Genomic DNA, 24,005 nt, shown 5'->3' with positions numbered 1-24,005 from the left:
CGTTGTTATTAAGATTCATTGGTCAGTATTAATACGCGTAACCCAAGCGTGCGCCAATAGCTGGCGCTAACTATAAAATGAACCGCAGTTCATCGGCATGAGTTGCAATATTTCGGCATGAATGGCATGAGGCACATTAACTGAGGGAACCTTTATTACCGACATCGCTCATGATGGGTTCGGTGTGGCTTCCCACCGACGTGATGCATCGATTAAACACTGATCACTAACACGTAACTTACGACTCTAATTCCCCCCATGGATAGCAATATATATGGAGGAGGGCTTTATATTTATCTAAGTGAGTATGGCTAGATGAATATTCGGCTCTTGAACATTTGACGATAAAAAATATCTAGCCCGATTTAATGGAGAAATAGGGCTGCCAGCAAGTGATATATATTTTATAGATATGGGTTGGGTGGTGTTTTATTTATTTGTTGGATATTAAATTACTGTTGATTTTATAAATTAATGAAACTTGTGTCATATTTTGTTTTTGGTGTTTAATTATAAGAGTTCCGAGCTTTTTAGTGTTTAATTCTGATTTTTTTGTGGTCTTTTGTTTTTAGTTGGTGAAATCTTTCACTTCTTTTTGCTGGTTAGACATGTTTTTGATTGTTATTTTTGTGCTATTGAGTTGCTTATGTTTGACGTCAATTTTATGGCGTGTAGTATGGCGACAAAATTATGGCACATAAGAAACTAAGCTCTTATCGTGTTGTAGTTTGTATGTTTAATTGGTAGCTCTGTAGTTTATTCATCTAAATATCGCTGATGATTTTGAGCCAGCCACTAATCACGCATCCTTTAAAATATAGGAAAAAGTAATGTCTCAACTAAAACGCAACGTCATTGCAGCGTCGCTCGCTGCAGCTGGTATGTTCGCTATTGCTGCGCCATCTATAGCGGCACCTGTTGAATCGGCCCCTCAAGAAATCAAAGTTAAAGCAACTATCGGTTCATACATGGACTGGAAACGTGTAGACGGTGTTGATTGGACTGAGGCTATGCAGCTGACGTTCGTTAACAAGAAGATCCCTAGCACTAGCCCACATGGTTATTTCCAACCTTTAGAACTAGATACCCTTGTAAAGCCTGCAAAGTCGGGTGAAGCGGTTCGTTTTACTCTTAAAAATAATCTAACACTGACTGACGGTACAACAACAGTTAGTCATTTCATTATTAAGCTTGGTGGCGTTGAGTTATCCGCAACGCCAAAAGTTGTTGTAGCTAAGAACGAATCAGGTGTTGTTGGTGTGGGTAAGAAGCTTCTAGTAACTCAAGAAGCAAGCCAAATAGCAACGGCTTTAACAGATGGTAAATACGTTGGTCATGCATCAATCGTAATGGAAGGTGACGCATAATGAAAAAAACGACTCTAGCCTTAGCGGCATTAATGGCACTTTCTTGCGGTTCTGTATCGGCTGCTGTTGAAAAGAAAGACTACCAGTTGAACTTCTTCGCTCAAGTTAACAACAATTTTTCGTTCGAACGTCTTGATGGTAAGTCTTGGTCAGAAGCAATTGATATCAAATACAGCGCATTACGCGGTGAGTTTGAAGATCGTCTAGTTAAGACTCGCGTTACTCTTGCTGGTCAAGATAAAAGTAAGCCGCTAAAAGCAGCTCTACGTGATGCGTCAAACACGCTTGTGAACAAAGCTGATTACACTCAAGTTGTTAATCTAACTATTGCTATAGGTGGTGTTGATCTTGGTACTGGCTACCAAACAGTTGCAGCGACAGCGGAAGACGAAAACGTACTTGACCTGATGATCAAGCCTGACGCGGTACACGCTGCGGCAGCTTCTAAAGGTGATTACGAAGGTAAATTCGCTATTCAATTCGAATACGAAGTTTAATCGCGTTTGATTGATTAAGAACAATCAGGGATAGGTTAGCAGGGCAAGGATGCCCTGAGATAATACAATGAAAAAACTAGCACCCACACTTTTCGCTTTTGCTGTTTCTTTTCAGGCCACAGCAACGGTACAACCAGTCAACTTAGTTGAATACATCACACCGCAGCAAGATTTCATGGTTACTGAAATTTTTAACGGTGGCGACAAGACTGCGTTTGTGCGTGTTGAATCTGAGGAAGTTATTGACTTTAAAGGTGAAAATGTTAACCGCCGTAAAATCAACGAAGTTGATGGTGATACCATTGCTGTCGTCCCTTCTAAATTCATTACCCCTGCTGATAGTTCATCTAGCGTGAAGGTTTACTTTACTGACGGTCGCGAGCAAGACCGTTTATATCGCCTTAAGTATGTACCAGTTCGTGGTAAAGAACGTTCTGAGTTTGCAGGGGCGGAAGACTATGAAGATGAGACCACTGCAGCTATCGGTATTGATCTGGTTATTTCACAAGGGGTACTTGTTCCTAAGAAGAACCCTACTTATTCATACTCTATCAGCAATGATGGTGGTGAGATTGTTGCTACCAATATGGGGGACAGTTACATCCGTCTAATCAACATGAATAAATGTACTGCAAAAGGGAAGTGCGTATCGCTTGGTGATACAACGATTTTTGCTGAGAGTAAAAAAGAGATTGTTGAGCTAGACAAGAATGAGTTTCTAGAGGCTGAGCTTTTTGTTGGCGGCGAAGTTAAAGTAATCAACGCTAAGTACAGCGATAAAATTATCGCTAAAAAATAACAATAATTAAGGTGTAACGTGAAGTATCCGACAGTCATTAAGCCCGCTATGCTGGGCTCTATCCTGATCATAGTACCATGGGCGACTAATGCCACTGGCGTTGAAGGCATAAAAGTAGCCAAGGATATGAAAACGGCTGTTGTAAGAGAAAAACAGCTTGCTAAGGTTGATAAGATAGCTCGTCACGAAAGCAAATTAGCAAAGAACAAATTAGCTAAAGTCGTGGCTGATGAGCTTGCTAATAACACCAAGACAGCTCGACGAAATGCGTTATTTGTTTCGTTATATGGTGAAGGCTTTGCGGAAGAACTGGATTCGATTCCAGATGAATTCTTGCAAATTGTCCATAATCAAACTTATTCAGTGCAAATTATATTGGGAGGGGAGGATATTGGTTCAGCCGTACTGAGTGTTACTCCTGCTGAATCAAAATTATCGACGATCCGCCTTAATAAAAAGCACAAAGATTATATTTTAGATGACTTTGATGATGGCAAACTTGTGGCTTTGCTGCAATCACCGAATCTGTTTGATGGTATAGATTGCGGTGAGTTTAGTGATATTTCATGTAAAACAGACGATGTTATTATCAAAGCTATTTTTGATAAAGATACGCTCAACTTATACCTCTATATGACTTCTGATTTGCTTAAGCAAGAGGGAGTGAGTCTTGTTAACTCTTACTATTTGCCACCACCAACGTTTGATCACCTTTCAGGCGTGCTTGGCTATCAACTAAATACTTCAATGTCTGAATATTCGGACAACTATAACCTGCGCTTAAAAGGTGTTATTAGTAAAGGCGAGCATAACGTTATTGGTAACACACGGTTTGCCACAGATCGTAATGAGCTTGATGATTTGTATTATCGTTATGATATGAGCGGCACCAGCTTTAACGCTGGCTTGCTCAGTACAGAAAAGCTCGGAAATAATGGTGGTTTTTCTCAGTCGCTGCTCGATCAACGACAGGATTTAATCGGTGTTGAATACGGTTCGTCTAATCGAACATTACGCAAAGACGATGGAGAGAGCTTGATTCCTGTTGAAGTTGTTATGGCTCGCTCTGGGCGGGTTGAGATCTTTAAAGATGGCAACTTAATCGAGACTCAATATCTTGATGCGGGCATTGCGAATGTTAATACTCGTTCGTTTCCCAACGGCAACTACATGGTTGAACTCCGTATTTACGATGGCGATCGGTATGTACGTTCGGAAAGCAAGCAAGTGATTAAAGAACGTGTGGATTATACCCAAAAATACGCACTGTTTGCGGGTTACAAATATGATCGCAGTGATATGAATTACGATGAATTGGATGATGGCGTTGCTATGATTGGCGGCTTTTACCAATTCCCTTTAGGTGCTGCTACGGCGCTAACTGGTTCGGCAAAGATCGATAGTAAGAAGTCTCAGTTTGGTCTTGATTTTAAGCAATCACTCAGTTGGTTTAATTATGCAGTTAAAGCCGCAGCCAATACGTATGGTGATAACGCCTTATCTGGTTATTTAGCCAAGTCGTGGGACACATACAGTGCAAACTTAAACTATCGTCGCTCGCAATTTTCTGAGCGTTCGAAGAAAGAGCGTAAGCAACGTGATCAAAATATTGTATCTCTATCTTTAGCGAAGAGCTTTTATCACGGTAAAACCGTCGGATATTTAAATTTGCATAGTAATTATGATCTGCTAAATGAAAAGTTTGACAATACTCGGTTGTCTTACAATACGACGGTAGATTTTTGGGAAATTAACCTTAAAAATGTTCGTATTGAGGCAGGCTTTAATTATGGTGTGTATTCGCAAAATAAGCATCGCGATTTTGAAAAGTCGCTTGATTTCCGGGTAACAATTCCGTTTGGGTTAACTAAATCAACCAGCATGGAGTTTAATGCAGCGTATAACGGTCAGAATGGTTATAACGCTGATATAGACCTACGTAAAACATACACAGATAGTGTGATGAAATATGCGTCTTTAACTGCGCGAACCGATGAGTATTCATCGCAAGGTATGGCTCGTGCTGGCTTTAATGGGGCATATGCTCGGGGTGATGTAGGCGCGACCGTGAGTCGTAACTCAACATCAGGCTATTCAAATGTTTCGGGTTCAATAGGTGCCACATCGCAAGGTGTTGGTTTTAGTAATGATAGCAGCAGTGAATCAGGTGTGTTGGTGAATGTTAACCCTGAAGCTGTCGGGAAAATCGACCTTATTACTAAAAATAAACGTGTTCCTATTGTGGCTGCAACGCAGTTTATCTCGCTGGATGATATGAACGAGCACCAAGTGGGTTTTGATATATCTAAAACGACCAAGTCGGCAGAGAGTTATAACGTCGCTCGTAAGAATCATCGCTTTGTTGCTTATGCTGGCAACGTGATGGACTTAAAAGGTGAGTTCTACAAAACAGCTGCAGTCTTTGGTCAGATTTACGGTTGTGATAACAAAGTGCTGCCTTATATCAAGCTAATGTCGAAAGAAAAAACAACTTTCTCAGATGAAAGCGGACAATTCAGTATTGAGCCTTTTGATATTGAGACAACGCTTATTGTTGAGCATGAAAGTGGATCTCAAGAAGTGATTCAAATTGGTGAACTAAACAAGCCAGTTAACTTTGTTGGTAAAAAGTATCTACAGGATTGCTCGATCCCTGAGGTATTACTAGCTACCAGCGAAGTCGTCGAAGAAGTGGAAGAAATTGTGCTGCCTGAATCAGAAGTGATCATTGTGCTGGATACATACAAGGTACAAAAAGGCGACTCACTCTATCGCATATACGACCGCTACCGCGACCGCACCACGCTATCACGTATCGAGTTCATCGTTGAGCTTTATAAGCTGAATACTTTCTCAATGGTCAATGGCAACGTTCGCGCGCTTCGTCCTAACTTTTACATCCAGATCCCAACCAAAGTGACTGATAAGACTGTTAACGTAGAGCTAGAAAAAATCGTTGATCCGCATGATCAGAAAAACGCTTTTGAGATTGAACTACACAAAAAAATTAACTCATAGGTGCGCAAGCAGATGAAAATGAAATTGACAGCACTAGCGTGCCTATTAGCCGCTCCATTAGCTCATGCTGAGGTTGCAACTATTGGCTATGACCATGCCGTAGGTGATTTTGCTTATTTTTCTAATAAACAAAACTCAGTGCCTACAGATGGCGGCTCTTATGCTTACATTCCTTACTTTAATGAAGGCTGGACAGTGATCCCCCGTGGGCGCAGAGCGAAGACAACCGCCTATATTATGTCTGCAGGCAATGTCGTAGGTTGGACAACCGTGAAGCAAGGAGCTTTTGAGTTTCAATACCGCCTTGCTTACATGGGCGTAAAAATGCGGGATTTGAAAGAAGATAAATACGAGCAAGGAAGACTGTCAGCTATCGGCTGTGCTGCTCGTACCGCTCACGGTAATGAGCAAGGTGAAGCTAAAGCAATCTTTTCTCGACACAATGACTCAGGAGCAAAGAGTCAATTACAACATTATTGGTCACTGGCGCGTAATTCAGGGCAATTGCATTACATTTCGTGTAATGCTGATCATGCTAGTCGTCATGAAGGAGAGAAATTCACCGAAGTTACAGATAGTTATTTGGCGTTTGAATTTCGTGTTGATCGCCGTATGGCTGCGCAGCTTCCTGACTCGGTAGTTATCCCCGCATCTAGTCACCGTGTTGAGCGTTACGCGACAGAAACCGACACGGCTAAATTAGCTGGTCGAGATTTAACATTTAATATTGATAAGACTAAATACCCGATGGTATTTGATGTTAAGCGAACGGCACAAAGTGATATCACCATTAATTACAACAAAGTGCGTGATGGCAACAAGACTATTGATAAAGAGACATTATTTAAAATTGATATGATGATTGGCGCTTGGTGGCAAGGGCACTTAGCTATCACTCCAACATGCACGGGCGATCAGTATTTGTGTAAAAGCATATCAAAAATATCAATTCCAGATGTCGCTCCACATTGGTCACAAAGGTATCACGACACTAAGCTGTCTAAAGCGGTGATATTACAAAACCAAGCATCATCACAACAAGTTAATGCCGCGGATTGGAAAATCAAAGTGAGATTTTCAAATTTAGATAGGATCCCAGCAACCAAAGGTAAGCGAAAAGCTCAAATTCATTACAATATAGAGGCGTCGATTTAATATGAAAAATATAATCGGAGCCTGCTTGCTAATTGTGTCAGGCAGCACGTTTGCTGTCACTCAAACAACATCGACGTTTACAAATATAAACTTTAATTTAGACAATTACGTAAGCATAGACATTCCTCAAACGCGTGTATATATGATGTTAGATAGGAGCATGAGTGACAAGATAATCAGAAGAACTGTAGAAGTGCCTATATATCTTGATTGGACAACGGATAAAGGTGTGAAATTCTCTGCAACTTGCTCAGCATCAGGAAAGCCAAATCTTTGCAAAGACCATGGTTTAGTTGAATTCCCTCTCATGGGCATGAATCACATGTACACCGACATTTATGTGAAAGGTTCAACTAATGAATATTCTGTAAATGGTGATCACTTCAGGACTTACAAAGGCCAGCATCATATTAAGGTTGGCGTCGATGCAATTCCGAATTTTATTAAAGATTATGGGAACTACAAAGAAAATACGTTCCTTTATAAAATAACCATTGAGGCGAGAATCTAGTGAGTAAATGGAAGCTAATTTTAATGTTCTCTTTGATCGTGTTTAGCTCCACGGGGCAAGCGAATCCTAAGTCATCGGATTCAGTTGAGCTGGTTGTGGGTGTAAAAAAAACATTTTTTGTTGGGCAATTCCCCCCCGAAGTTCACATGAAAGTTGACCCATTTAAAAATCAGCACTCATTTAAAACGATTAAAATCCCTGTCAAATGGGATGTGGATAAAAACATAAGAATAACGGGTAAATTAACATGCCGTAAGGGGGATGAAGAGTTATGCCGTAGGCTCTTTGTTGTTGGTAATTACCCGCACAAAATTTATGACACTTTTGGTCTGATTATTTTAGATAAAAGTCAGGAGCCCGTCACTGTAACACTTGATGATTTCAATAAGAAAGTGGATAACCCAAACTGGACGTGGAATTTTGGGGCTTGGGGATCATATCAAGACGATATAGAAGCGAGAACGTATAAGGCTGTTTTAAACGTTACTGTGGAGTCCGATGTATGAAAACAAAATTAGTGTTGCTATCTGCGCTTGCATTAATCTTCTCATCACATTCGATTGCTTCAAAAGTAGATAGAAAAACAGATATTATTGTGGAAGTTGCAGGCTCTATTCATGTTGCGAAAAGCTCTTTAGATGTCGAATTTAAACCATACAAATCAACTGTAATGAAAGCAGATATGCTGTGGGAGGTTTACTGGACACTGAAAAATGGGCTTCAAATTGATTACAGCTGCAGCAATTTAGACCCTAAAAAGGATATGTGCTCAAATATTACAATTTGTATTGAAGATACAAACAAGACGGCTCAGCTTTCAACGTCAACCCCGCAAGTAACATTAGAGCGGCGTTCGCGATTTGCTAAAGATAGCTTAGTTACTACAGCTTATCTGGATACTAACGGATTAGGGGATGGCGAAATCAAAGCCACTGGACGCCTAGTGTTATCAGCAAAAATATAAAACGAGAAAAGCCACCGATGGTGGTTTTTTTATGCGTTAATTTTACACTATTGTTTCGCTATGGAATGTTACTGTTTTTACTGGTGGATTATAAGTCCATGATTTATACGTCGTTATTGTGATGCGTGTCATGTTGCCTACTACTTTTTGATAGTTCGGATTAATAGCTTGTCTAAGATCAATTTCTTATTGATAAGTGAGGTGTTACATAAAGGCGAAGAGCAAAGCGAGATACTTTTTACATCTAGTGGTTTATCTGTAGATCGGCGTTTAGCGTAAAAAGTATTCGTAATTATGGAGAATTATAATGAGTAGTGCATTTTTTATCCCAGCTGTAAACTTAATGGGCGCTGGTTGTTTAACTCAGGCTGCTGATACTGTTCAAGCACACGGCTTTAAAAAAGCGCTTATCGTAACGGATAAAGTTCTTAACCAAATTGGCGTTGTTAAGCAAGTAGCTGATCTATTGGCTGCTCGCGATGTTGAGTCTGTTGTATTTGATGGCACTCAGCCAAACCCAACAATTGGTAATGTTGAAGCTGGCCTTAAACTACTTAAAGACAATGAGTGTGACTTTGTTATTTCATTGGGTGGTGGTTCACCGCATGACTGTGCAAAAGGCATTGCACTTGTTGCGTCTAACGGTGGCAAAATTGGTGATTACGAAGGTGTTGACCAATCGGCTAAGCCTCAGTTACCGCTAGTAGCAATTAACACAACTGCGGGTACAGCTTCTGAAATGACACGTTTCTGCATCATTACTGATGAAGAGCGCCACATTAAAATGGCAATTGTTGATAAAAACACAACACCATTGTTATCTGTGAACGATCCAGAGCTAATGCTTGCTAAACCGGCTTCACTAACCGCAGCAACAGGTATGGATGCACTGACTCACGCAATTGAAGCGTATGTTTCAACAGCGGCAACGCCAATTACTGACGCAGTAGCAATTAAAGCTATCGAACTAATTCAAGCGCATCTTCGCACTGCCGTTAATGAAGGTCAGAACATCGAAGCGCGTGAGCAAATGGCATACGCTCAATTCATGGCTGGTATGGCATTCAACAATGCGTCACTGGGTTACGTACACGCAATGGCGCACCAACTAGGTGGCTTCTACGATTTACCACACGGTGTGTGTAACGCGGTACTACTACCACACGTTCAACGCTATAACGCAAAAGTATGTCCAGAACGTCTTTGTGATGTAGCAAAAGCGATGGGCGTAAATGTTGAAGGCATGACAGCAGAGCAAGGTGCTAATGCCGCTCTAGAAGCTATTCAAGTGCTATCTAAAGATGTAGGTATTCCAGCAGGTCTAACCGAGCTTGGTGCTAAAGCTGAAGATATTTCAATTCTTGCTGACAACGCATTAAAAGATGCTTGTGGTTTCACTAACCCGAAACAAGCAACACACGAAGAAATCTCAGCAATCTTTACAGCTGCGCTTTAATCGTCAACAAAAATTAGTTTCTAACAAAAACGGCAGGTAGCGATACCTGCCGTTTTTTTTGCTGTTCGTTTGAACTTAATATCACGCCACGCCACAAGAACAAAATCTACCATTAAACATGTATCTGCTATCCCTCTGTGTAATAACCGATTGTAATATACTTAGGTAATTGCTTGTTTTGTCATTTGGTTTCATGTCAATCCATTTATTAGTGTAATGATTTCTAGTCTTATGACTTAGGAGATCTAAGTTAGACCATATCAATAGACTCATTGATATGGAGCTTAGCTTTCGATAAATGGCTGTAAGGTATAAAGATAAGCGTGGAACTCCATATAGGTATTTGCGTCAATTTGTCTTGTTTAGCTGCAATAGTGACTGAGTGCATTGTTTTTCGTATATTGGGCGTCAATTTATTGTCATTAGAATGTTTGATATGTATCATGGCAAACAAATGAACAGACTTCTTTACAGAATTAGATCTTAAAGATAACTAAATTTATAAAATTAAGATGATTTATGAATATTTCTCGTTTTAAACGGCAAAAAGGTGTTTTTGCGATTGAGTTTGCACTCGGTTTTTTTGTTCTATTCATGTTCACTATGTTGATCTTTGAAACCTGTCGCGTGACTTATATTGCCGCCGTTTTAGATTACGCAACAGCAGAAGCTGCCAGGGATGCGAGGGTGCAGCTAAAGAAAAACGAAGAGTTTAAAAAATATGAGCATATAAACTGTGATGAGATTAAAGAAGAGTCGGAAAAGAATCATTGTAAGCGAGTGAAAAAAATAGGTAAGGATCAGTTCTCTCAGTGGTATTACCAGTTTATCAGTTCTAATGCAGGTGTTTTGTGGAAAGTATTCACTAGTGAGAGTAATTATGAGCTAAAAGTTAGAGCATACTTAGATCCATCTCACTACGAGAATAACTTAGAAACAAGTAACTGGGATAAAGCAACAATTGCTGAATATACCGTAACTTATACTTATAGGCCCATTATGTTTAGGTGGTCTTTTGCAGAAAGTAAGATCACTCGTAAGTTACTTGCAATTCAAGATACAGCACTGTTTAGAGAAAAACTAAAAGGCTAACTATGAAAAATCAAAAAGGTACTTTTAGTATTGAATTGGCACTTGTACTTATCGGAATGACTGCATTACTGTTTTTTATATTCGATCTTGGTTACCAAGTTATTCAAAAAAGTCAGTTACACCGCACATCCTATTCTTTAGTTTCTGTTTTGAAAGAAAGAAAGGCGTTTTATAGCCCTAATTCAAGAATAACAAATTGGGGTATTAATCAGTCTCAAGCAGATCAAGTTTTAAAGATGGCTAAAAGACTGCAAGGTGAAAAAGCGACTCTTCGTATAAGTATTGGTCTAAAAAGTGGCACTAAGGACGAAGTTAAATACTATGCGGGAGACGCTAGTATCAAATGTGATAGTCGCCCGTTAATACCAAAAATAACAGAAGGGGATAAGCATGGTCTTAATGTTTATCGGGTAACTATCTGTAAAAAAGTACCGGCCTTTTTTGAAAAGGCAGTAACAAGCGATGAAAATAAAACAGATCGTATACTAAGTTCAACATCTTTATTTGTAGGTCGATAAAATGAACGCTAAAAAACAAAAAGGTGCTGCTGCAATATATTTTGTTCTCATTGCTGTTGCTATATTAGGGATGGGGGCATTAGGCGTAGAGGGGAGCCGTTACATTACAGAAAAAGCCCACTTAGGCGATGTAATGGAAGCAACGGCAGTTGCTGTCTCTGAGAGTGATGATATTAGAGATGATAATAAATTTGATAAAGTACAGCAAGCTAAGGCCAAAGAAGTAGCCAAAGCTTGGGTTGATTATCTTGTTCCTGATAACACGCATTCTGACTTTGTTATTGATCGTAAGAAAGAAGAAATTATTAAAAAGTTGCCATCCGGTCAGGAAGTGAAAAGAACAATACACAAATATTATATAAATAGTACGACAGAGCATGACTCTTGGATGGCTATGGCTAATGTCCCTTCGTTTGATGAAAAGCAAAAAGTGAGTAATAGAGCAACAGCAGCACGTGTAAGAACTGATTTTGAACCGGTTGATGTAGTGTTTGTTTCTGATTTTTCAGGCTCGATGAGAGGCGAAAGGATAAGAAACTTAAGAAGTGCTATTAAAGATGTAACTGAAATGATATTTGAAGGTACACAAGAGCTACAGAAAAAATACCCAGGCGAAATTAGTGATTCAAGTTTTGGTTTTGTTCCTTTTTCAAAACGAGTTGTATTTAAGAAAGGGAATGACTATTTTTGCTCATCTATGTTACTTCCACCCAAGTTATCAATATATGCACGACCTCGTTTTCAGACGAATTTTTCAAGCCTAGTCGCTATGAGTAAAAAACAAAGAACAAAATGGTATCAATTGAAAGGTGTAGGTTATAGTGGCAATGAACAATATGTAATGGAAAAATATATTTCATGGGCCAAACAAGGAAGTCGGCATATTGATTTTAATTACTCATCAAATAATGGCGGATTTAAAAGTAAACATATTGATTACTATAGAACAGCGACAGAGCTTCAATTAGATAAAAATAATATAAAATTGATGACCCCAATGAAAATGGGGCAGAGAAATATTAGAACAGATAGATACTGCAGCATTAACTCAAGAACTCCCGCTCATCATGTAATTGATAGAACAGTAATGTCTAAAGAATCGGAGCTGAAGAGTTTTAATGATAAAATTAAACCTATGAGAGTGGGGGGGGGGACAGATATGTATCAAGCGCTTTTAGCTGCTCCAAGCCAGTTTTATGGAGCAACGAATAAGAATCGGTTTATATTTGTACTTTCAGATGGTGATGAGAATAACGACAGCTTTAAGTACTTAGTTAAAAATAAACTTTGTAATACTATTAGGCAAGAAATGAGCACAAATGCAAATGGTGAATCTATAAGGTTCGAAATGTTTGTCATCGGACTTAAGTTTAATAATAGAGCTCAAGCCTATAAAGATTGTTTTGGTAAGCATATATATACGGTAAATGATTTAAAAAAGCTAAAAGATGTCATATTAGAATTATTGACAAACACTACATCTTATAACGTAGAAAGAAGTTAAGTAGCATAAAAATAAGCCACCTAAATAAGGTGGCTTTTTTTATTTCAAATGAGTTGTTTTTGCCCCAAATAACATTTTTATCAACAACTGGTCGTACGACAAAAAAATGGCGCTTTTGGTCTTGATGTTTGCAGTTGGTTGATTTTAAAGGTTTTTTTGTTTTGTGTGGAACGACAAAAAACTTGCGTTATATATGTGAAATCATTATTATATGCACCAAGCCAAAAGATGCTGCATTCAACGTTAAATCATGCGGTGTTTAATTATATAAACTTTTAAAGTGAGTCTTATTATGAAAAACCTTCTATCTCAATTTTGGAATAACGAAGATGGTATCACAGCAATTGAATATGCAATGCTAGGTGTGGCAATGGCTGTAGGTCTTACTGCTATCCTTGGTGGGAAAGATAAAGATGGAACATTCTTAAAATCGCTGAATGATGCATTTGGCAAAATTGCCAATACCATCACTTCTGGCGGTTCAGCAACAAATTAATTAATGATTAATTTACTTTTATCTATATTGACCGCTATTGCGGTCAATATTATTATTTCCGACGTTAAAGACCGCAAAATATCTAATAACTGGGTGTTATTAAATTTTGCGGTTTGTTTGTCTCTAGCTTTGTTATTGGATGTTTTTCCAATTTGGCAAGGCTTTGTGGTCTCTTTAGTTACATTTGTTATCGGATTAGGGTTATTTCGCTTTCAAATTTTCGGCGCTGGCGACATTAAATTGTTAATGGGCTATTCGCTATGCTTTGATTTTTCTTTGGCGTTAACAAATTTAATTGAGTTTTTATTAGTGGGTGGTGTGGTCGTGATGGTTCAATTAGGTTGGGCCTATGTTACTGCAGGTTTTGTTGAGCTGAAGCAGCGCGGTGTGCCATATGGAATTGCTATCTCGTTGGTAAGTGTATTTAACATTGGTTGCTTAGTATTTGGAAAGGCTGGAATATGAAACAACGAATAACATACTTATTTGCTTTATTAGCATTGGGTGTCGGATTATATGGCGTGTTTACTGAGCTGTTTAAACCAGAGCAACAAGTGACGGTTCAGCAACAAGCGCCGGTAGAAAAAAAAGTGAAAGTCTGGTTAGCGACGGCTGATATTAAGAAAGGCCAGAACTTTACAACAGATGAGTTGGCCTCTGAGATGCGTTTAGAACGTGATGCGGATTTTGCATTGCTAGACTTACCTTATAATCAAGGTGCGGTATTTCGCCACAATGTGAAATTAGGTGAAATGCTCACACAAGAAGATTTGATCACCCCTGATCAGCCAGATTATATCGATACTATCATAAGTGCAGGCATGACGCCGTTTCCATTGGCTGTAGAACAGCGCCATATTATTGCCGCCGGTGTTCAAGCCGGTGATTATATCGATATTTTAGCGTTAACCTCGCTGCAGCAAAATATGTCATCCAGTGATCGGGTTGAATCCCCTCGCGCAGCCAATATCGATGTTAAACCCTTGCTAAATCGCATTCGCGTATTAGCAGTACAAGGTAAAACATACGATGATCAAGACTTAGTCAATTATGGCGCTGATGAAGCCAGTACCTTAGTCACGCTGGTGTTAGAGATTCCACATCGATTTATCAGTAAAATGACGTTAGCACGCCGCCTTTCTGCGCTTGAAATTTATAAATCAAAAGCTGCATCTCGTATTCCTAATGCACAAACAAAAGATATTTTGCCTGGCTATCAAGGAATTGTCGAAATGCGAGGATCTCGTCGTGGTTAATAAGGGAAATATTATGAAGTTTTCTGCTCGTCTTACAGCGGTTTTGTTGTTTGCATTGGCATCATCCACGGTTAGTGCTAAAAGCTTGACCGTCGCGTTAGGCGATGCGACTAGTGTGACGACCAAGCAAGAGATTGGCACGATCTTTATTACCTCGCCAGAAATTGCAGATTATCAAATTTTAGATGCTCATAAGTTTATTGTTTTTGGACGTGCCCGAGGCGATACCCGAGTGATGGTATTCGATAAAGACAATAAGAAACTCTATGACCGTAAGGTTAATGTTGTGCGCGATGTGAGCTTAGTAAACCGCCAACTATCTATGCATTATCCCGATCTGAATGTCAAAGTAGAGGCCATAGATGAACAAGTGTTGGTGCAGGGTGAAATCATTAATCAGACTCAGCATCAAGAAGTGATCAAACTTATCGGTGAACTTCTGAAATTAGAAAAAGATGCTAAGGGGGGGGATAAGAAAGACGATAAAAAAGGCGGTGGTGTTAAAGCTGACTTTATCGAAAAAGTGAAATACAAAGGTTTGGTTGATAAGTTAAAGGTTGCGACCGCGGATCAAATCAACGTAAAACTTTCTATTGCTGAAGTCAGCCGTCAGCTTAATGAAGAATTAGGCGTTAAGTGGTCTGATGCACTCAGCGAACCAGGTAAGTTCTTATTCAAAGATTTCAAACTTGATCAACTTAATACCTTAATTTCAGCGATTAACGACGAATCTGTTGGTCAAATGCTCGCTGAACCTAACTTGTCTGTGATTTCTGGGGAATCAGCCAGTTTTTTGGTCGGTGGTGAAGTGCCATTAATTACCTCTAGCAGTAATGGTTCATCTGTTAGCTATAAGAGTTATGGTATTAAATTAGCCTTTGCTGCTAAAACGTTAGAAAGTGGTCGAATTCGTCTTAAGTTGACGCCAGAGGTTAGTAGTATCGATAAGGCTTATCAACTAAAGGGTAACTCTTTCCCTGCGCTTCGTACTCGTAAAGCTGAAACCACGATTGAAATTAAAGATGGTGAGAGTTTTGTACTGGCAGGTTTATTAAGTACCGATGATATGGAAGGTATTTCAAAATTACCAGGAGCAGGTGACATTCCTATTATTGGTAGTTTGTTCAGAAATACAACCACAGAGCGTACTAAGCGTGAGTTGATTATTGTAGCAACGGTAAACCGTGTTAAAGCACAGCATCAATCTGAAATTCAGCTACCGAATATGCAGCGAACGAGTACGTTAAATCGTCTGTTGGGGTTAACAACACAACCGAAATATGGTGTGACGTACGAATTGCTTTCAAATGGTGGATTTAAAAAATGAACAATAACAAAATGTTAAACCGCCTTACTGCCACCATTATTTGTTTGAGCACTCTGCTACTATCTGGTTGTAGTCAAGGGCCAGCAATGACTGGAACTGAAGCGGTATTAGTGCCGACGACAGCAGAATTAAAGCTCTCTGTGAAAACGAATAAAAGTGTGGATAAAGATAAACTTTATCAACGAGCTTATGATTTTATAGTTCAGCAGTTTGAGCATAATGCTGAACGTATTGTTGTAACGGCGAATACTCGTACGGGTAAACAGACTCAAGCAAAACTAAAGCAGACTTTAGGGCAATACCAGCAATGGGTTGATTATAAGTTTGAAAGTAAACCAAGATCTGCTGTTGATTTGTATATTAAAGCGAATAAAACGCAAGTTGTTATTCCGCCATGCCAACCTTTGGGGCAATATAACGCTTGGGAACAACAGGATGGCTGTTTTTCTGAACGTGCTCGCAATAAACAGTTAGCGACGCCTTCAACTCTCATGCCTGTTGCATCAGAAATGACAATTGAACAGCGAGAAGGCCACTAATGTTAGATCTTACTGAAGCGCTCAAATCTACCCAAACCGCGGATGAAACTTTAGGGCTTGGTAGTGTTCTTTTTTATCAGTCAGAGCATTGCCGTGATTTAGTTAAAGAAGTGTTCCGCTTTGACGCGTTAGGTGAGCCAGAACTGCGTCAAATGAAAGCATCGTCATGGGGCGAGTTTTTTGCTACCAATCAACTCAATATTGATATGGTGCTTATCGAACTCACTGAATGTGAGGATGTGGTGACCCGCATGGCAGAGCTAGCGCCTCAAATTCCTAATACTGCTTCAGTGATAGTTATTGGTAAAGAGGACGCAATATCAACGATTCGTTCGCTGAAAGAAATGGGCTTTTACTATGTGTTTTGGCCTGTTGTAAAAAGTGAATTAAGCGACTTTATGCGTCATGTGGTAAAAAACCATCATGGTGGTAAGGGGTTAGGAAAAGAGCGTAAAGCAAAGCGCATTGCGGTCGTTGGCTCTAAAGGTGGTGTAGGGGCGTCTTTATTAAGTTGTGAACTTGCGCGTTTTCTACGCAAAGAGACGCAAAGCCGTGTCATGCTGGTCGATCATAACTATACCGACAGTAATCTGGATGTATTACTTGGTATGGATGATTACCCCAAAATTGACATGAGCAAATCTTCGGTGCAATTAACTCAATTGGATGAAGATTCAGCGCACTCCATGTTGCTCAAAGTTAACGATGGCTTGTCATTATTGGCGATAGACGGTGAAAAAACCGCGGTTACTGAGTGTTTAAAAGAGAGTGATGCTGTTGCTTCACTGCTGCTGCGTCGATTTAATTTGATTGTTGAGGACTTTTCAGCCTCAGTTCCTTTTGCTATCGACTACAAACAATTTTGTGAAAACTACGATACGGTTGTTGTTGTTGCGGATCCGACGGTTTCCTCTATACGTTCGGCTAAGCGTATGTTGCACAGCCTTGATATGGCTGCGCGCCTGTCACTTAAAACACCGCGTACTTTACTGGTGTTGAATCAACATCGAACTTTTCGTGATGGCATCTTATATAAAAATGAGATCGAAAAAGAGCTTGCCCGTGTAGTTGATGTTGAAGTTGCCTACGATAAGACAATTCCTGCTACTTTGCTGTCAGGTAAGCGCTTTATTGATCTTAACGGTAAATTTTCGGCAAAGGTACTCATGCTATCAGGTTTAGTGTTGGGGCGTTCAATTGAAGTAAAAGCCAATCCTTTGCAACAATTACTCACAAAGTTAACTTCTTTGTTACCGAAAAAATAGACTTAGTAAAATGGGGTCATAGTAAGACCTGATGCTTATTTAAATAATAATGATAAAGAGAAAATAATGAGTGCTGCCAAGTCACTATACCTAGATATTCGAAATCGTATTTTTGAAGCGTTAGATACCAATGCCGTTGAAAGTGCTAGCAAAGATCAGTTGCGCGCTCAATTAACCAATGGTGTTGATATGCTGATTGAGCAGATGGAGCAGCCTGTTCCTGCTGTTCTGCGTCGTCAGTATGTTACTAACTTAATCGATGAGCTAACCGGTCTTGGTCCACTTCAGCCTTTGATGGATGACGAAGACATTACCGATATCATGGTCAATGGTCCTGATAGTATTTTTATTGAGCGCCATGGCATCGTTGAGCAGACTGACATCAGTTTTGTCGATGACAAGCAGTTACGCCAAGTTGCGCAACGTATTGTCTCGCGCGTTGGCCGTCGTATTGATGAATCAACCCCAATGGCGGATGCTCGCTTACCTGATGGTAGCCGTGTTAATGCCGTGATCAGCCCGATCAGTATTGATGGTACGGCGATTTCTATTCGTAAATTCAAAAAGCAAAGTATAGGCTTACCTGAATTGGTTGAGTTTGGAGCAATGAGCCCGCAGATGGCGAAAGTCTTGATGATAGCCGCACGATGTCGTTGTAATATTTTGATTTCTGGCGGTACAGGCTCGGGTAAAACAACCTTGCTCAATGGTTTATCGCAATATATTTCAGAAAAAGAACGTATATTGACTATCGAAGATGCAGCAGAACTTCGCTTGCAGCAGCCTCATGTTCTGCGTTTGGAAACTCGTGTATCGGGCACCGAAGGAACAGGCGCTATTTCTCAGCGAGATCTGGTGATTAACGCCCTTCGTATGCGTCCTGATCGCATTATTATTGGTGAGTGTCGTGGCCCTGAAGCATTTGAAATGCTACAAGCCATGAACACAGGCCATGATGGTTCAATGTCTACATTGCACGCTAATACTCCGCGCGATGCGTTAGCTCGTGTTGAAAGTATGATCATGATGGCTAACTTAAGCCTGCCGTTAGAAGCTATCCGCCGAACCATTGTAAGCGCCGTGAATATTGTGATTCAGGCTAACCGTTTACACGATGGCAGCCGGAAAGTGACGGCTATTTCTGAAGTCGTTGGCCTAGAAGGTGAAAACGTGGTGATGGAAGATATTTTCCGTTTCGAAGCCGACGACCACCAAACCGAAGGTGATAAAATTTCAGGTCGCTTTGTAACCCCTGGCTTGATGCAACGCTCTGAGTTAGCGAAAAAATCAAAATTCTTTGGCTTGTATGATGAGCTCATGACAGCTTTTCGTTAATTCATTTTAATAAAACAGGGATAAGGCATGACCCTCTACTTCTCTTTAGTGTTGATTGGTGCTGCTGCACTGTTATACAGCAGTACCGTTAAAAAACAGAAAATATCAGCAATAAAGAAGGACCAAAAATCACAGTCTGAAAATGAAATTAACTTAGTGAACCTCGCATCACTGAAAGGTGAAAGTGTTAAAGACCGTTTGTTAATCCGTTTAAATGGCGTGTTCTCTCAGCTTGGTAAGACTGGGCTTATCCAAGCCGTTATCGGTATCGTTATTATTAGTTTTGGTATGAGCTACCTTGTTGGTGTGTATCTAGCACTTGGCTTTGTATCGGGTATGTCTGCTTTAGTTGCCACACCTTTTGTCGCTGCTTTTATTTTATTTCGATTCTTATTAGCGCGAAGAAAAAAGAAATTTGAAGCGTCTTTCCCTGATGCGATTAACTTAATGACCAGTGCGGTGAGCTCTGGTGAAAGTGTTATGCAAGCCATTCAATTTGTGGGTAATAAATTAGACTCAGTTGTTGGGCAGGAATTTAAATGGGTAGGACAGCGGTTACAAATCGGAGAGTCTCCTGATGATGTTTTTCGCCGTTCATGCCAAAACTGCCCGTATAAAAGCTATCGCTTTTTCATTATCACCCTTCGTGCCAATATGATCCGTGGTGGTCAACTCAAAGAGATCATGACACGGTTAAACCGGGTGTTATTTGATGCACGTGCAGTTGAAAAGAAAACCAATGCAATGACATCAGAAGCTCGAATTTCAGCCAAAATAGTGGGTGCTATCCCATTTGCTTTTCTGATATTAATGAAGTTTTCTCAACCAGAAAATTTTGATTTTGTGATATTTGATCCAGAAGGAAGAAGCATTCTTCTCTACATGATTGCGAGTGAGACTATTGGTATGGGAATCATTTATTACTTAATGCGAGGTATTCGTTAATGTCATCAATGGTTATCTCTATTGTCTTACTTTTTTTGGGTGTCATTGTATTTAGTTGGGTTCAGTCTGAGCATCGAGCCAAACAACGAAAACGAATGCACAGTTTATTGCAAAGTGAAGAAGTAGAGTCTGAAGCACGCCGAAATTTTCGCAAGGCAATGAATAAGATCAGTGCTGAAAATAAGAAAGAGTTTGAACATAAATTAGAACAAGCTGGGATTTATAACCGAAGTTTAGCGATATACTATTTACCAGCCAAAATGGCGGCTATATTGATTGCCCTTTGTATCTGTATCTTTATTTACATGTCAGGCTCTGAGGATATAGAGGTGGCTATGGCTAGCTTTTTTGGATGTATGGCGCTAATTATTGTTGTTCCTGATAAATTACTTGCTTCAAAAAAGAAAGCAGTAGAGCGTAATGTAGGTCGAGAGTTACCCTATTTGATCGATTTGATGGCGGTATGTGTGCAAACCGGTATGACATTGGAGTCTGCGATGGCGTATTTAGCCGAAGAGATGAAAGGTTTTGATAAGCACTTGGCATACCATATTCATAAAACGGCAGAACGTGCACGTTTAACGGGGTTAGAAACGGCTCTTACAGAATTAGCCGTCCGTATTAACACTCAAGAAGTGCGTAGTTTTACTTTTACCTTATTGCAAAGCCTTCAGCATGGTAGTTCTATTTATGAAGTGCTTATTACGCTATCGAAAGATATTCGTGAAGTTCAGATGCTTGATACGGAAGAGAAAATTGGTCAATTATCGGCAAAAATGAGTATCCCTCTTATATTGTTTATTATGATTCCTATTGTCGTTTTAATCATCGCACCAGGAGTAATGCGACTAATGCAATCAGGTGGGATTAGTTAATGAAGTTTCTTATTGTTTTCTTATTGGCACTGATGAGTAGTGGTTGTTCTAACTCAACTAAATCGAGTATTAGTGATGAAAAAAGAATGGAAATCACACAAAACTATGATGGTCTGCAAGATAATTATCGGGCGCGTTTAAAATTAAACCCTAAGGATTTTGAAGCATCTGTGAAACTGGCGACAACGTATTACAAAGATGGTGATATAGAAGCAGCCAGCTATTACATTGATCAAGTGCCTGATGATCAATGTAGCTTATTAAATAATTGCTGGCTGACTCGTGCTGATATAGCTTACTCCAAGAGAGACTATAGCCAAGCAAAGTATTATATCGATTATAGTCTAGCTGTCGGCAAAGACGTTTATGCGGTAAAAAATCTTTACGGTATTATGTTAGCTCGACAAGGTCAGTTTGATTTAGCGCGTCAGTATTTCTTTGAGGCCAGAGTTGGTTTTAAGAGTGAAAGTGCAATAAAGAATAACCTTGCTATGACTGAAATGATGGAAGGACAGTACGAAAAAGCGGCTGAGCGTTTAATGCCGTTGTACCAGAAAAATCGTTTTGATACCCAGATCAAAGCAAATTTGATTGTGAGTTTAATGCTCTCTAATCAATACAGCAAAGTTAAGCATTTGCTGTTGCAAGAAATGAGTGAAGACGAAGCAATGGAGATGTTTGAACATCTTCGTGAAGACTTACAACAGCCTGCAAGGTTCAATTTGCCGGCATTAGATAGTTTACAGCAATCACAAAGTATTAATGAAAGTGATCAACAACGTGTTGATCAAGATGAGGAAGTTGAATCATGATGAAACGTTTATTGCCATTATTACTTGTCGCGACATCAAGCGTGCATGCTGACGAAACCTTGCTTCAACACCTATGTGAAACAACGGCTTTTAATCAAGAGTTAACCATTACTCAGCATCAGCCCGTTGTGATTGCACATCACCGTAATGGCCAAATGTTAACAGGCAAACCTGTTGATCTTGATTTATCGGCGTATGCTGAGTTACTGGCAGATATGACAGATATTAACCGCGATTGCTTAGCTTACCTTGAGCAAAATGGTGTGGTTAAGATTGTCGATAATAATGCATCACCAAAATTTCAGAGTGGCCAAACTGTTGCACGTGTGTTTTTTACATTCGATCATTCAACACTGAGTAAAACATCAGTACGTATTCTTGAGAGTATTGCCGCTCAGCTTAAAAATAGTAAGGCAATGGTGGAGTTAGAAGGACACACTGATGCCAAAGGTAGCGCTGAATATAACTTGGCACTGGGTTTACGTCGTAGCCAGTCTGTTGAAGCCTTCTTAAAATCGCGTGGCATGCATAACAATCAATTAAAAGCGACCACCAAGGGTGAGTCTGCGCCAGTTGCGGATAATAGTACAGAAACGGGTCGTGAGCTGAACCGCCGTGTTGAAATTAAAGTTTAATACTCTTTAATATCGCTACACCGTAATTAAAGATCCCAGCGCAAGTGTAAACTTGGCTGGGATTTTTTATGGGTAAGAGCTTAAAGCAGCGGGCTGAACATATAGAAAAACTGCTCTGCAAGCTTGTGTTGGACTGAGCGTTTTTCCCATTCTCGCCGATCGACCAAGGTTGAATCTTTGATATATTCTTGCTGTAGCCAACTGAGCTGCTGGGTAAACTCTGCACTATCAACGGCGAGGGTTACCTCAAAATTGAGCCATAAACTGCGCATATCTAGGTTAACTGTGCCGATCAAGCAGTGATTATCGTCGATAACAACGGACTTAGTATGCAGCAGCCCACCATGGAATCGATAAATTTTTACACCTGCACTGAGCAATTCAGCGAAAAATGAGCGGCTTGCCCACTCAACCATGGTTGAGTCGTTTTTATCTGGAATAATTAAGCTGACATTAATGCCCCGTAGTGCGGCACCGCGCAGGGCGTGCAGTAGATTCTCACTCGGTACGAAGTAAGGCGTGGTGATCACAACACTTTCTTGGGCTTGATAAATACTGAGTAGCAATACTTGATGGATAATCTCGTCAGGCATACCAGGGCCTGAAGGGATCACTTGTACGGTATCTGAATGCTCGTTCGGTTGCTTGATACTGCAGTTGGGCATAGGGGGTAAGTCGCGAGTACCTGTTTCAACCTCCCAGTCCCATGCCTGAATGCTGTTAAGTACCGTTACCGTTGGCCCCGTTAGGCGTACCATCACGTCAACCCATTCACCCACACCTGCATCGGTTTTAAAGAATCTTGGATCGACTAAGTTCATTGAGCCTGTATAAGCAATCTCATTATCGATCACCACAATCTTGCGATGTTGGCGTAAATCTAATCGACGAAGGAACATCCGAAAAGGCGTGACAGCGAGGGCTTCTGTCACTTCTATGCCTGCATGACGCATCAACCTAGGCCAATGTGAGCGGAAAAAACGCATACTGCCAGCGGAATCTAATAGCAGCTTAACGCGTAGCCCTCTTTTGGCTGCATCGATAAGCGCAACACCGACTTCATCTGCTAAACCACCTGGGTGCCAGATGTAGAACTCGAGATGAATGGAGAGTTGCGCTTGTTTAATGTCATCGATAATCGACCGCAGAATTGTTTGCGGTGAATCTTGTAGTGACAAACTGTTGCCAACTAAGCTTGGTATACCTAAACGATTTTCGCACAAGTCACAAATTGGTCGTGCGTATTGGCTCATTAGTTGCGGTTGGTGTTCAGGGCAATCATTTAAGCGTTGGAACCAGTCAGCGTAGGGGCTAAACATATCGAGAGCGCGTTTAGCGCGCTTTTTCCCTAGGTTGAGCTCACCAAATAAGAGGTAAGCGATGATCCCACCAACAGGAATGATGTAGATAATCATTAGCCAAGCAAGCGACACGCCGACCACGCGGCGTTTAAAGACGACACGGATAGTAATACCGGCAATGAGTAGCCAGTATAAAAATACGCTCAGCCAAACTAAGATTTGATAAAACTGTTCCATTCTACCGACTTATAATTGTAAAACTTTGAGCTTATTTTGCATCGTTTTGTCACGAAAACATAGTGTTAAGTCATCGAACTCGGCACTAGGCAACGATTAAA

24 protein-coding genes are annotated in these 24,005 nt (G+C 40.2%); 23 read left to right on the top strand and 1 reads right to left on the bottom strand.

Features of this window, described 5'->3' with window-relative positions; genetic code table 11:
• Positions 1–830: 830 nt before the first annotated feature.
• From L4C35_RS11465 to L4C35_RS11355, 23 genes are all read left to right on the top strand, one after another.
• Positions 831–1,367 (top strand): CS1 type fimbrial major subunit, encoded by a 537-nt coding sequence (locus L4C35_RS11465; RefSeq protein ID WP_428462992.1) that lies wholly within the window; start codon positions 831–833, stop codon positions 1,365–1,367.
• The gene (locus tag L4C35_RS11460) at positions 1,367–1,864 is read left to right on the top strand and encodes a CS1 type fimbrial major subunit (protein ID WP_428462991.1); all 498 of its coding nucleotides are present in this window, start codon (positions 1,367–1,369) and stop codon (positions 1,862–1,864) included. The genes L4C35_RS11465 and L4C35_RS11460 overlap by 1 nt, the downstream gene beginning before the upstream one ends.
• A gap of 67 nt (positions 1,865–1,931) precedes the next feature.
• The gene (locus L4C35_RS11455; RefSeq protein WP_428462990.1) at positions 1,932–2,663 is read left to right on the top strand and encodes a hypothetical protein; all 732 of its coding nucleotides are present in this window, start codon (positions 1,932–1,934) and stop codon (positions 2,661–2,663) included.
• Between the two features lie 18 nt (positions 2,664–2,681).
• Positions 2,682–5,681 (top strand): TcfC E-set like domain-containing protein, encoded by a 3,000-nt coding sequence (locus L4C35_RS11450; RefSeq protein WP_428462989.1) that lies wholly within the window; start codon positions 2,682–2,684, stop codon positions 5,679–5,681.
• 18 nt (positions 5,682–5,699) lie between these two features.
• Entirely contained in the window at positions 5,700–6,836 is a 1,137-nt protein-coding gene (locus L4C35_RS11445) for a hypothetical protein (protein WP_428462988.1), read from the top strand.
• Position 6,837: 1 nt separating this feature from the next.
• Complete coding sequence (locus L4C35_RS11440) at positions 6,838–7,347, top strand: hypothetical protein (protein WP_428462987.1); 510 nt, start codon at positions 6,838–6,840, stop codon at positions 7,345–7,347.
• On the top strand, positions 7,347–7,853 hold the full coding sequence (locus tag L4C35_RS11435; RefSeq protein WP_428462986.1) for a hypothetical protein: 507 nt from the start codon (positions 7,347–7,349) through the stop codon (positions 7,851–7,853). Before L4C35_RS11440 ends, L4C35_RS11435 begins: the two co-directional genes overlap by 1 nt.
• The gene (locus L4C35_RS11430) at positions 7,850–8,311 is read left to right on the top strand and encodes a hypothetical protein (protein WP_428462985.1); all 462 of its coding nucleotides are present in this window, start codon (positions 7,850–7,852) and stop codon (positions 8,309–8,311) included. The genes L4C35_RS11435 and L4C35_RS11430 overlap by 4 nt, the downstream gene beginning before the upstream one ends.
• A 307-nt stretch (positions 8,312–8,618) precedes the next feature.
• Positions 8,619–9,767, top strand: coding sequence for an L-threonine dehydrogenase (gene yiaY / locus L4C35_RS11425; RefSeq protein WP_428462984.1), 1,149 nt, complete (start codon positions 8,619–8,621; stop codon positions 9,765–9,767).
• A 519-nt stretch (positions 9,768–10,286) separates the two neighbouring features.
• Complete coding sequence (locus tag L4C35_RS11420) at positions 10,287–10,859, top strand: TadE/TadG family type IV pilus assembly protein (RefSeq protein WP_428462983.1); 573 nt, start codon at positions 10,287–10,289, stop codon at positions 10,857–10,859.
• Positions 10,860–10,861: 2 nt separating this feature from the next.
• A complete protein-coding gene (gene tadF, locus L4C35_RS11415) occupies positions 10,862–11,377 on the top strand; it encodes a tight adherence pilus pseudopilin TadF (protein WP_428462982.1) in 516 nt (171 codons plus the stop codon).
• A gap of 1 nt (position 11,378) precedes the next feature.
• The gene (locus L4C35_RS11410) at positions 11,379–12,881 is read left to right on the top strand and encodes a pilus assembly protein (RefSeq protein WP_428462981.1); all 1,503 of its coding nucleotides are present in this window, start codon (positions 11,379–11,381) and stop codon (positions 12,879–12,881) included.
• Positions 12,882–13,173: 292 nt separating this feature from the next.
• The gene (locus L4C35_RS11405; protein WP_428462980.1) at positions 13,174–13,377 is read left to right on the top strand and encodes a Flp family type IVb pilin; all 204 of its coding nucleotides are present in this window, start codon (positions 13,174–13,176) and stop codon (positions 13,375–13,377) included.
• A 3-nt stretch (positions 13,378–13,380) separates the two neighbouring features.
• Positions 13,381–13,842, top strand: coding sequence for a prepilin peptidase (locus L4C35_RS11400; RefSeq protein ID WP_428462979.1), 462 nt, complete (start codon positions 13,381–13,383; stop codon positions 13,840–13,842).
• Positions 13,839–14,633: a Flp pilus assembly protein CpaB gene (cpaB, locus tag L4C35_RS11395; protein ID WP_428462978.1), complete on the top strand. Its 795-nt coding sequence runs from the start codon at positions 13,839–13,841 to the stop codon at positions 14,631–14,633. The genes L4C35_RS11400 and cpaB overlap by 4 nt, the downstream gene beginning before the upstream one ends.
• Before the next feature lie 13 nt (positions 14,634–14,646).
• Positions 14,647–15,960: a type II and III secretion system protein family protein gene (locus tag L4C35_RS11390; protein WP_428462977.1), complete on the top strand. Its 1,314-nt coding sequence runs from the start codon at positions 14,647–14,649 to the stop codon at positions 15,958–15,960.
• Entirely contained in the window at positions 15,957–16,499 is a 543-nt protein-coding gene (locus L4C35_RS11385; RefSeq protein ID WP_428462976.1) for a hypothetical protein, read from the top strand. Before L4C35_RS11390 ends, L4C35_RS11385 begins: the two co-directional genes overlap by 4 nt.
• Positions 16,499–17,764 carry a CpaE/TadZ family protein gene (locus L4C35_RS11380; protein WP_428462975.1) on the top strand — a complete coding sequence of 422 codons (1,266 nt, stop codon included), beginning with the start codon at positions 16,499–16,501 and terminating at the stop codon, positions 17,762–17,764. Before L4C35_RS11385 ends, L4C35_RS11380 begins: the two co-directional genes overlap by 1 nt.
• Positions 17,765–17,830: 66 nt before the next feature.
• A complete protein-coding gene (locus L4C35_RS11375) occupies positions 17,831–19,099 on the top strand; it encodes a TadA family conjugal transfer-associated ATPase (RefSeq protein WP_428462974.1) in 1,269 nt (422 codons plus the stop codon).
• Between the two features lie 27 nt (positions 19,100–19,126).
• On the top strand, positions 19,127–20,044 hold the full coding sequence (locus L4C35_RS11370; protein ID WP_428462973.1) for a type II secretion system F family protein: 918 nt from the start codon (positions 19,127–19,129) through the stop codon (positions 20,042–20,044).
• A 95-nt stretch (positions 20,045–20,139) separates the two neighbouring features.
• Positions 20,140–20,919, top strand: a complete 780-nt coding sequence (locus L4C35_RS11365) for a type II secretion system F family protein (RefSeq protein WP_428462972.1) — start codon at positions 20,140–20,142, stop codon at positions 20,917–20,919.
• The gene (locus L4C35_RS11360; protein ID WP_428462971.1) at positions 20,919–21,731 is read left to right on the top strand and encodes a tetratricopeptide repeat protein; all 813 of its coding nucleotides are present in this window, start codon (positions 20,919–20,921) and stop codon (positions 21,729–21,731) included. The genes L4C35_RS11365 and L4C35_RS11360 overlap by 1 nt, the downstream gene beginning before the upstream one ends.
• A complete protein-coding gene (locus tag L4C35_RS11355; protein ID WP_428462970.1) occupies positions 21,728–22,366 on the top strand; it encodes an OmpA family protein in 639 nt (212 codons plus the stop codon). The genes L4C35_RS11360 and L4C35_RS11355 overlap by 4 nt, the downstream gene beginning before the upstream one ends.
• An 80-nt stretch (positions 22,367–22,446) precedes the next feature.
• Here L4C35_RS11355 and cls read toward each other — a convergent pair whose 3' ends face one another.
• Positions 22,447–23,904 (bottom strand): cardiolipin synthase, encoded by a 1,458-nt coding sequence (gene cls / locus L4C35_RS11350; protein WP_428462969.1) that lies wholly within the window; start codon positions 23,902–23,904, stop codon positions 22,447–22,449.
• Between the last annotated feature and the right edge of the window lie 101 nt (positions 23,905–24,005).

Source organism: Photobacterium kagoshimensis, assembly GCF_050337045.1.
Classification (GTDB): domain Bacteria; phylum Pseudomonadota; class Gammaproteobacteria; order Enterobacterales; family Vibrionaceae; genus Photobacterium; species Photobacterium kagoshimensis.
This window is presented reverse-complemented; position numbering and strand designations above follow the sequence as displayed.

Bases quoted from the DNA above. Each gene is read 5' to 3' on its own strand.
- cpaB (WP_428462978.1), top strand. From the start codon at position 13,839: ATGAAACAACGAATAACATACTTATTTGCTTTATTAGCATTGGGTGTC.
- L4C35_RS11405 (WP_428462980.1), top strand. From the start codon at position 13,174: ATGAAAAACCTTCTATCTCAATTTTGGAATAACGAAGATGGTATCACA.
- L4C35_RS11420 (WP_428462983.1), top strand. From the start codon at position 10,287: ATGAATATTTCTCGTTTTAAACGGCAAAAAGGTGTTTTTGCGATTGAG.
- L4C35_RS11365 (WP_428462972.1), top strand. From the start codon at position 20,140: ATGCACAGTTTATTGCAAAGTGAAGAAGTAGAGTCTGAAGCACGCCGA.
- L4C35_RS11385 (WP_428462976.1), top strand. From the start codon at position 15,957: ATGAACAATAACAAAATGTTAAACCGCCTTACTGCCACCATTATTTGT.
- L4C35_RS11380 (WP_428462975.1), top strand. From the start codon at position 16,499: ATGTTAGATCTTACTGAAGCGCTCAAATCTACCCAAACCGCGGATGAA.
- L4C35_RS11375 (WP_428462974.1), top strand. From the start codon at position 17,831: ATGAGTGCTGCCAAGTCACTATACCTAGATATTCGAAATCGTATTTTT.
- L4C35_RS11430 (WP_428462985.1), top strand. From the start codon at position 7,850: ATGAAAACAAAATTAGTGTTGCTATCTGCGCTTGCATTAATCTTCTCA.
- L4C35_RS11400 (WP_428462979.1), top strand. From the start codon at position 13,381: ATGATTAATTTACTTTTATCTATATTGACCGCTATTGCGGTCAATATT.
- L4C35_RS11460 (WP_428462991.1), top strand. From the start codon at position 1,367: ATGAAAAAAACGACTCTAGCCTTAGCGGCATTAATGGCACTTTCTTGC.
- tadF (WP_428462982.1), top strand. From the start codon at position 10,862: ATGAAAAATCAAAAAGGTACTTTTAGTATTGAATTGGCACTTGTACTT.
- L4C35_RS11360 (WP_428462971.1), top strand. From the start codon at position 20,919: ATGAAGTTTCTTATTGTTTTCTTATTGGCACTGATGAGTAGTGGTTGT.
- L4C35_RS11390 (WP_428462977.1), top strand. From the start codon at position 14,647: ATGAAGTTTTCTGCTCGTCTTACAGCGGTTTTGTTGTTTGCATTGGCA.
- L4C35_RS11465 (WP_428462992.1), top strand. From the start codon at position 831: ATGTCTCAACTAAAACGCAACGTCATTGCAGCGTCGCTCGCTGCAGCT.
- L4C35_RS11455 (WP_428462990.1), top strand. From the start codon at position 1,932: ATGAAAAAACTAGCACCCACACTTTTCGCTTTTGCTGTTTCTTTTCAG.
- L4C35_RS11370 (WP_428462973.1), top strand. From the start codon at position 19,127: ATGACCCTCTACTTCTCTTTAGTGTTGATTGGTGCTGCTGCACTGTTA.
- cls (WP_428462969.1), bottom strand. From the start codon at position 23,904: ATGGAACAGTTTTATCAAATCTTAGTTTGGCTGAGCGTATTTTTATAC.
- L4C35_RS11440 (WP_428462987.1), top strand. From the start codon at position 6,838: ATGAAAAATATAATCGGAGCCTGCTTGCTAATTGTGTCAGGCAGCACG.
- L4C35_RS11410 (WP_428462981.1), top strand. From the start codon at position 11,379: ATGAACGCTAAAAAACAAAAAGGTGCTGCTGCAATATATTTTGTTCTC.
- L4C35_RS11355 (WP_428462970.1), top strand. From the start codon at position 21,728: ATGATGAAACGTTTATTGCCATTATTACTTGTCGCGACATCAAGCGTG.
- yiaY (WP_428462984.1), top strand. From the start codon at position 8,619: ATGAGTAGTGCATTTTTTATCCCAGCTGTAAACTTAATGGGCGCTGGT.
- L4C35_RS11445 (WP_428462988.1), top strand. From the start codon at position 5,700: ATGAAATTGACAGCACTAGCGTGCCTATTAGCCGCTCCATTAGCTCAT.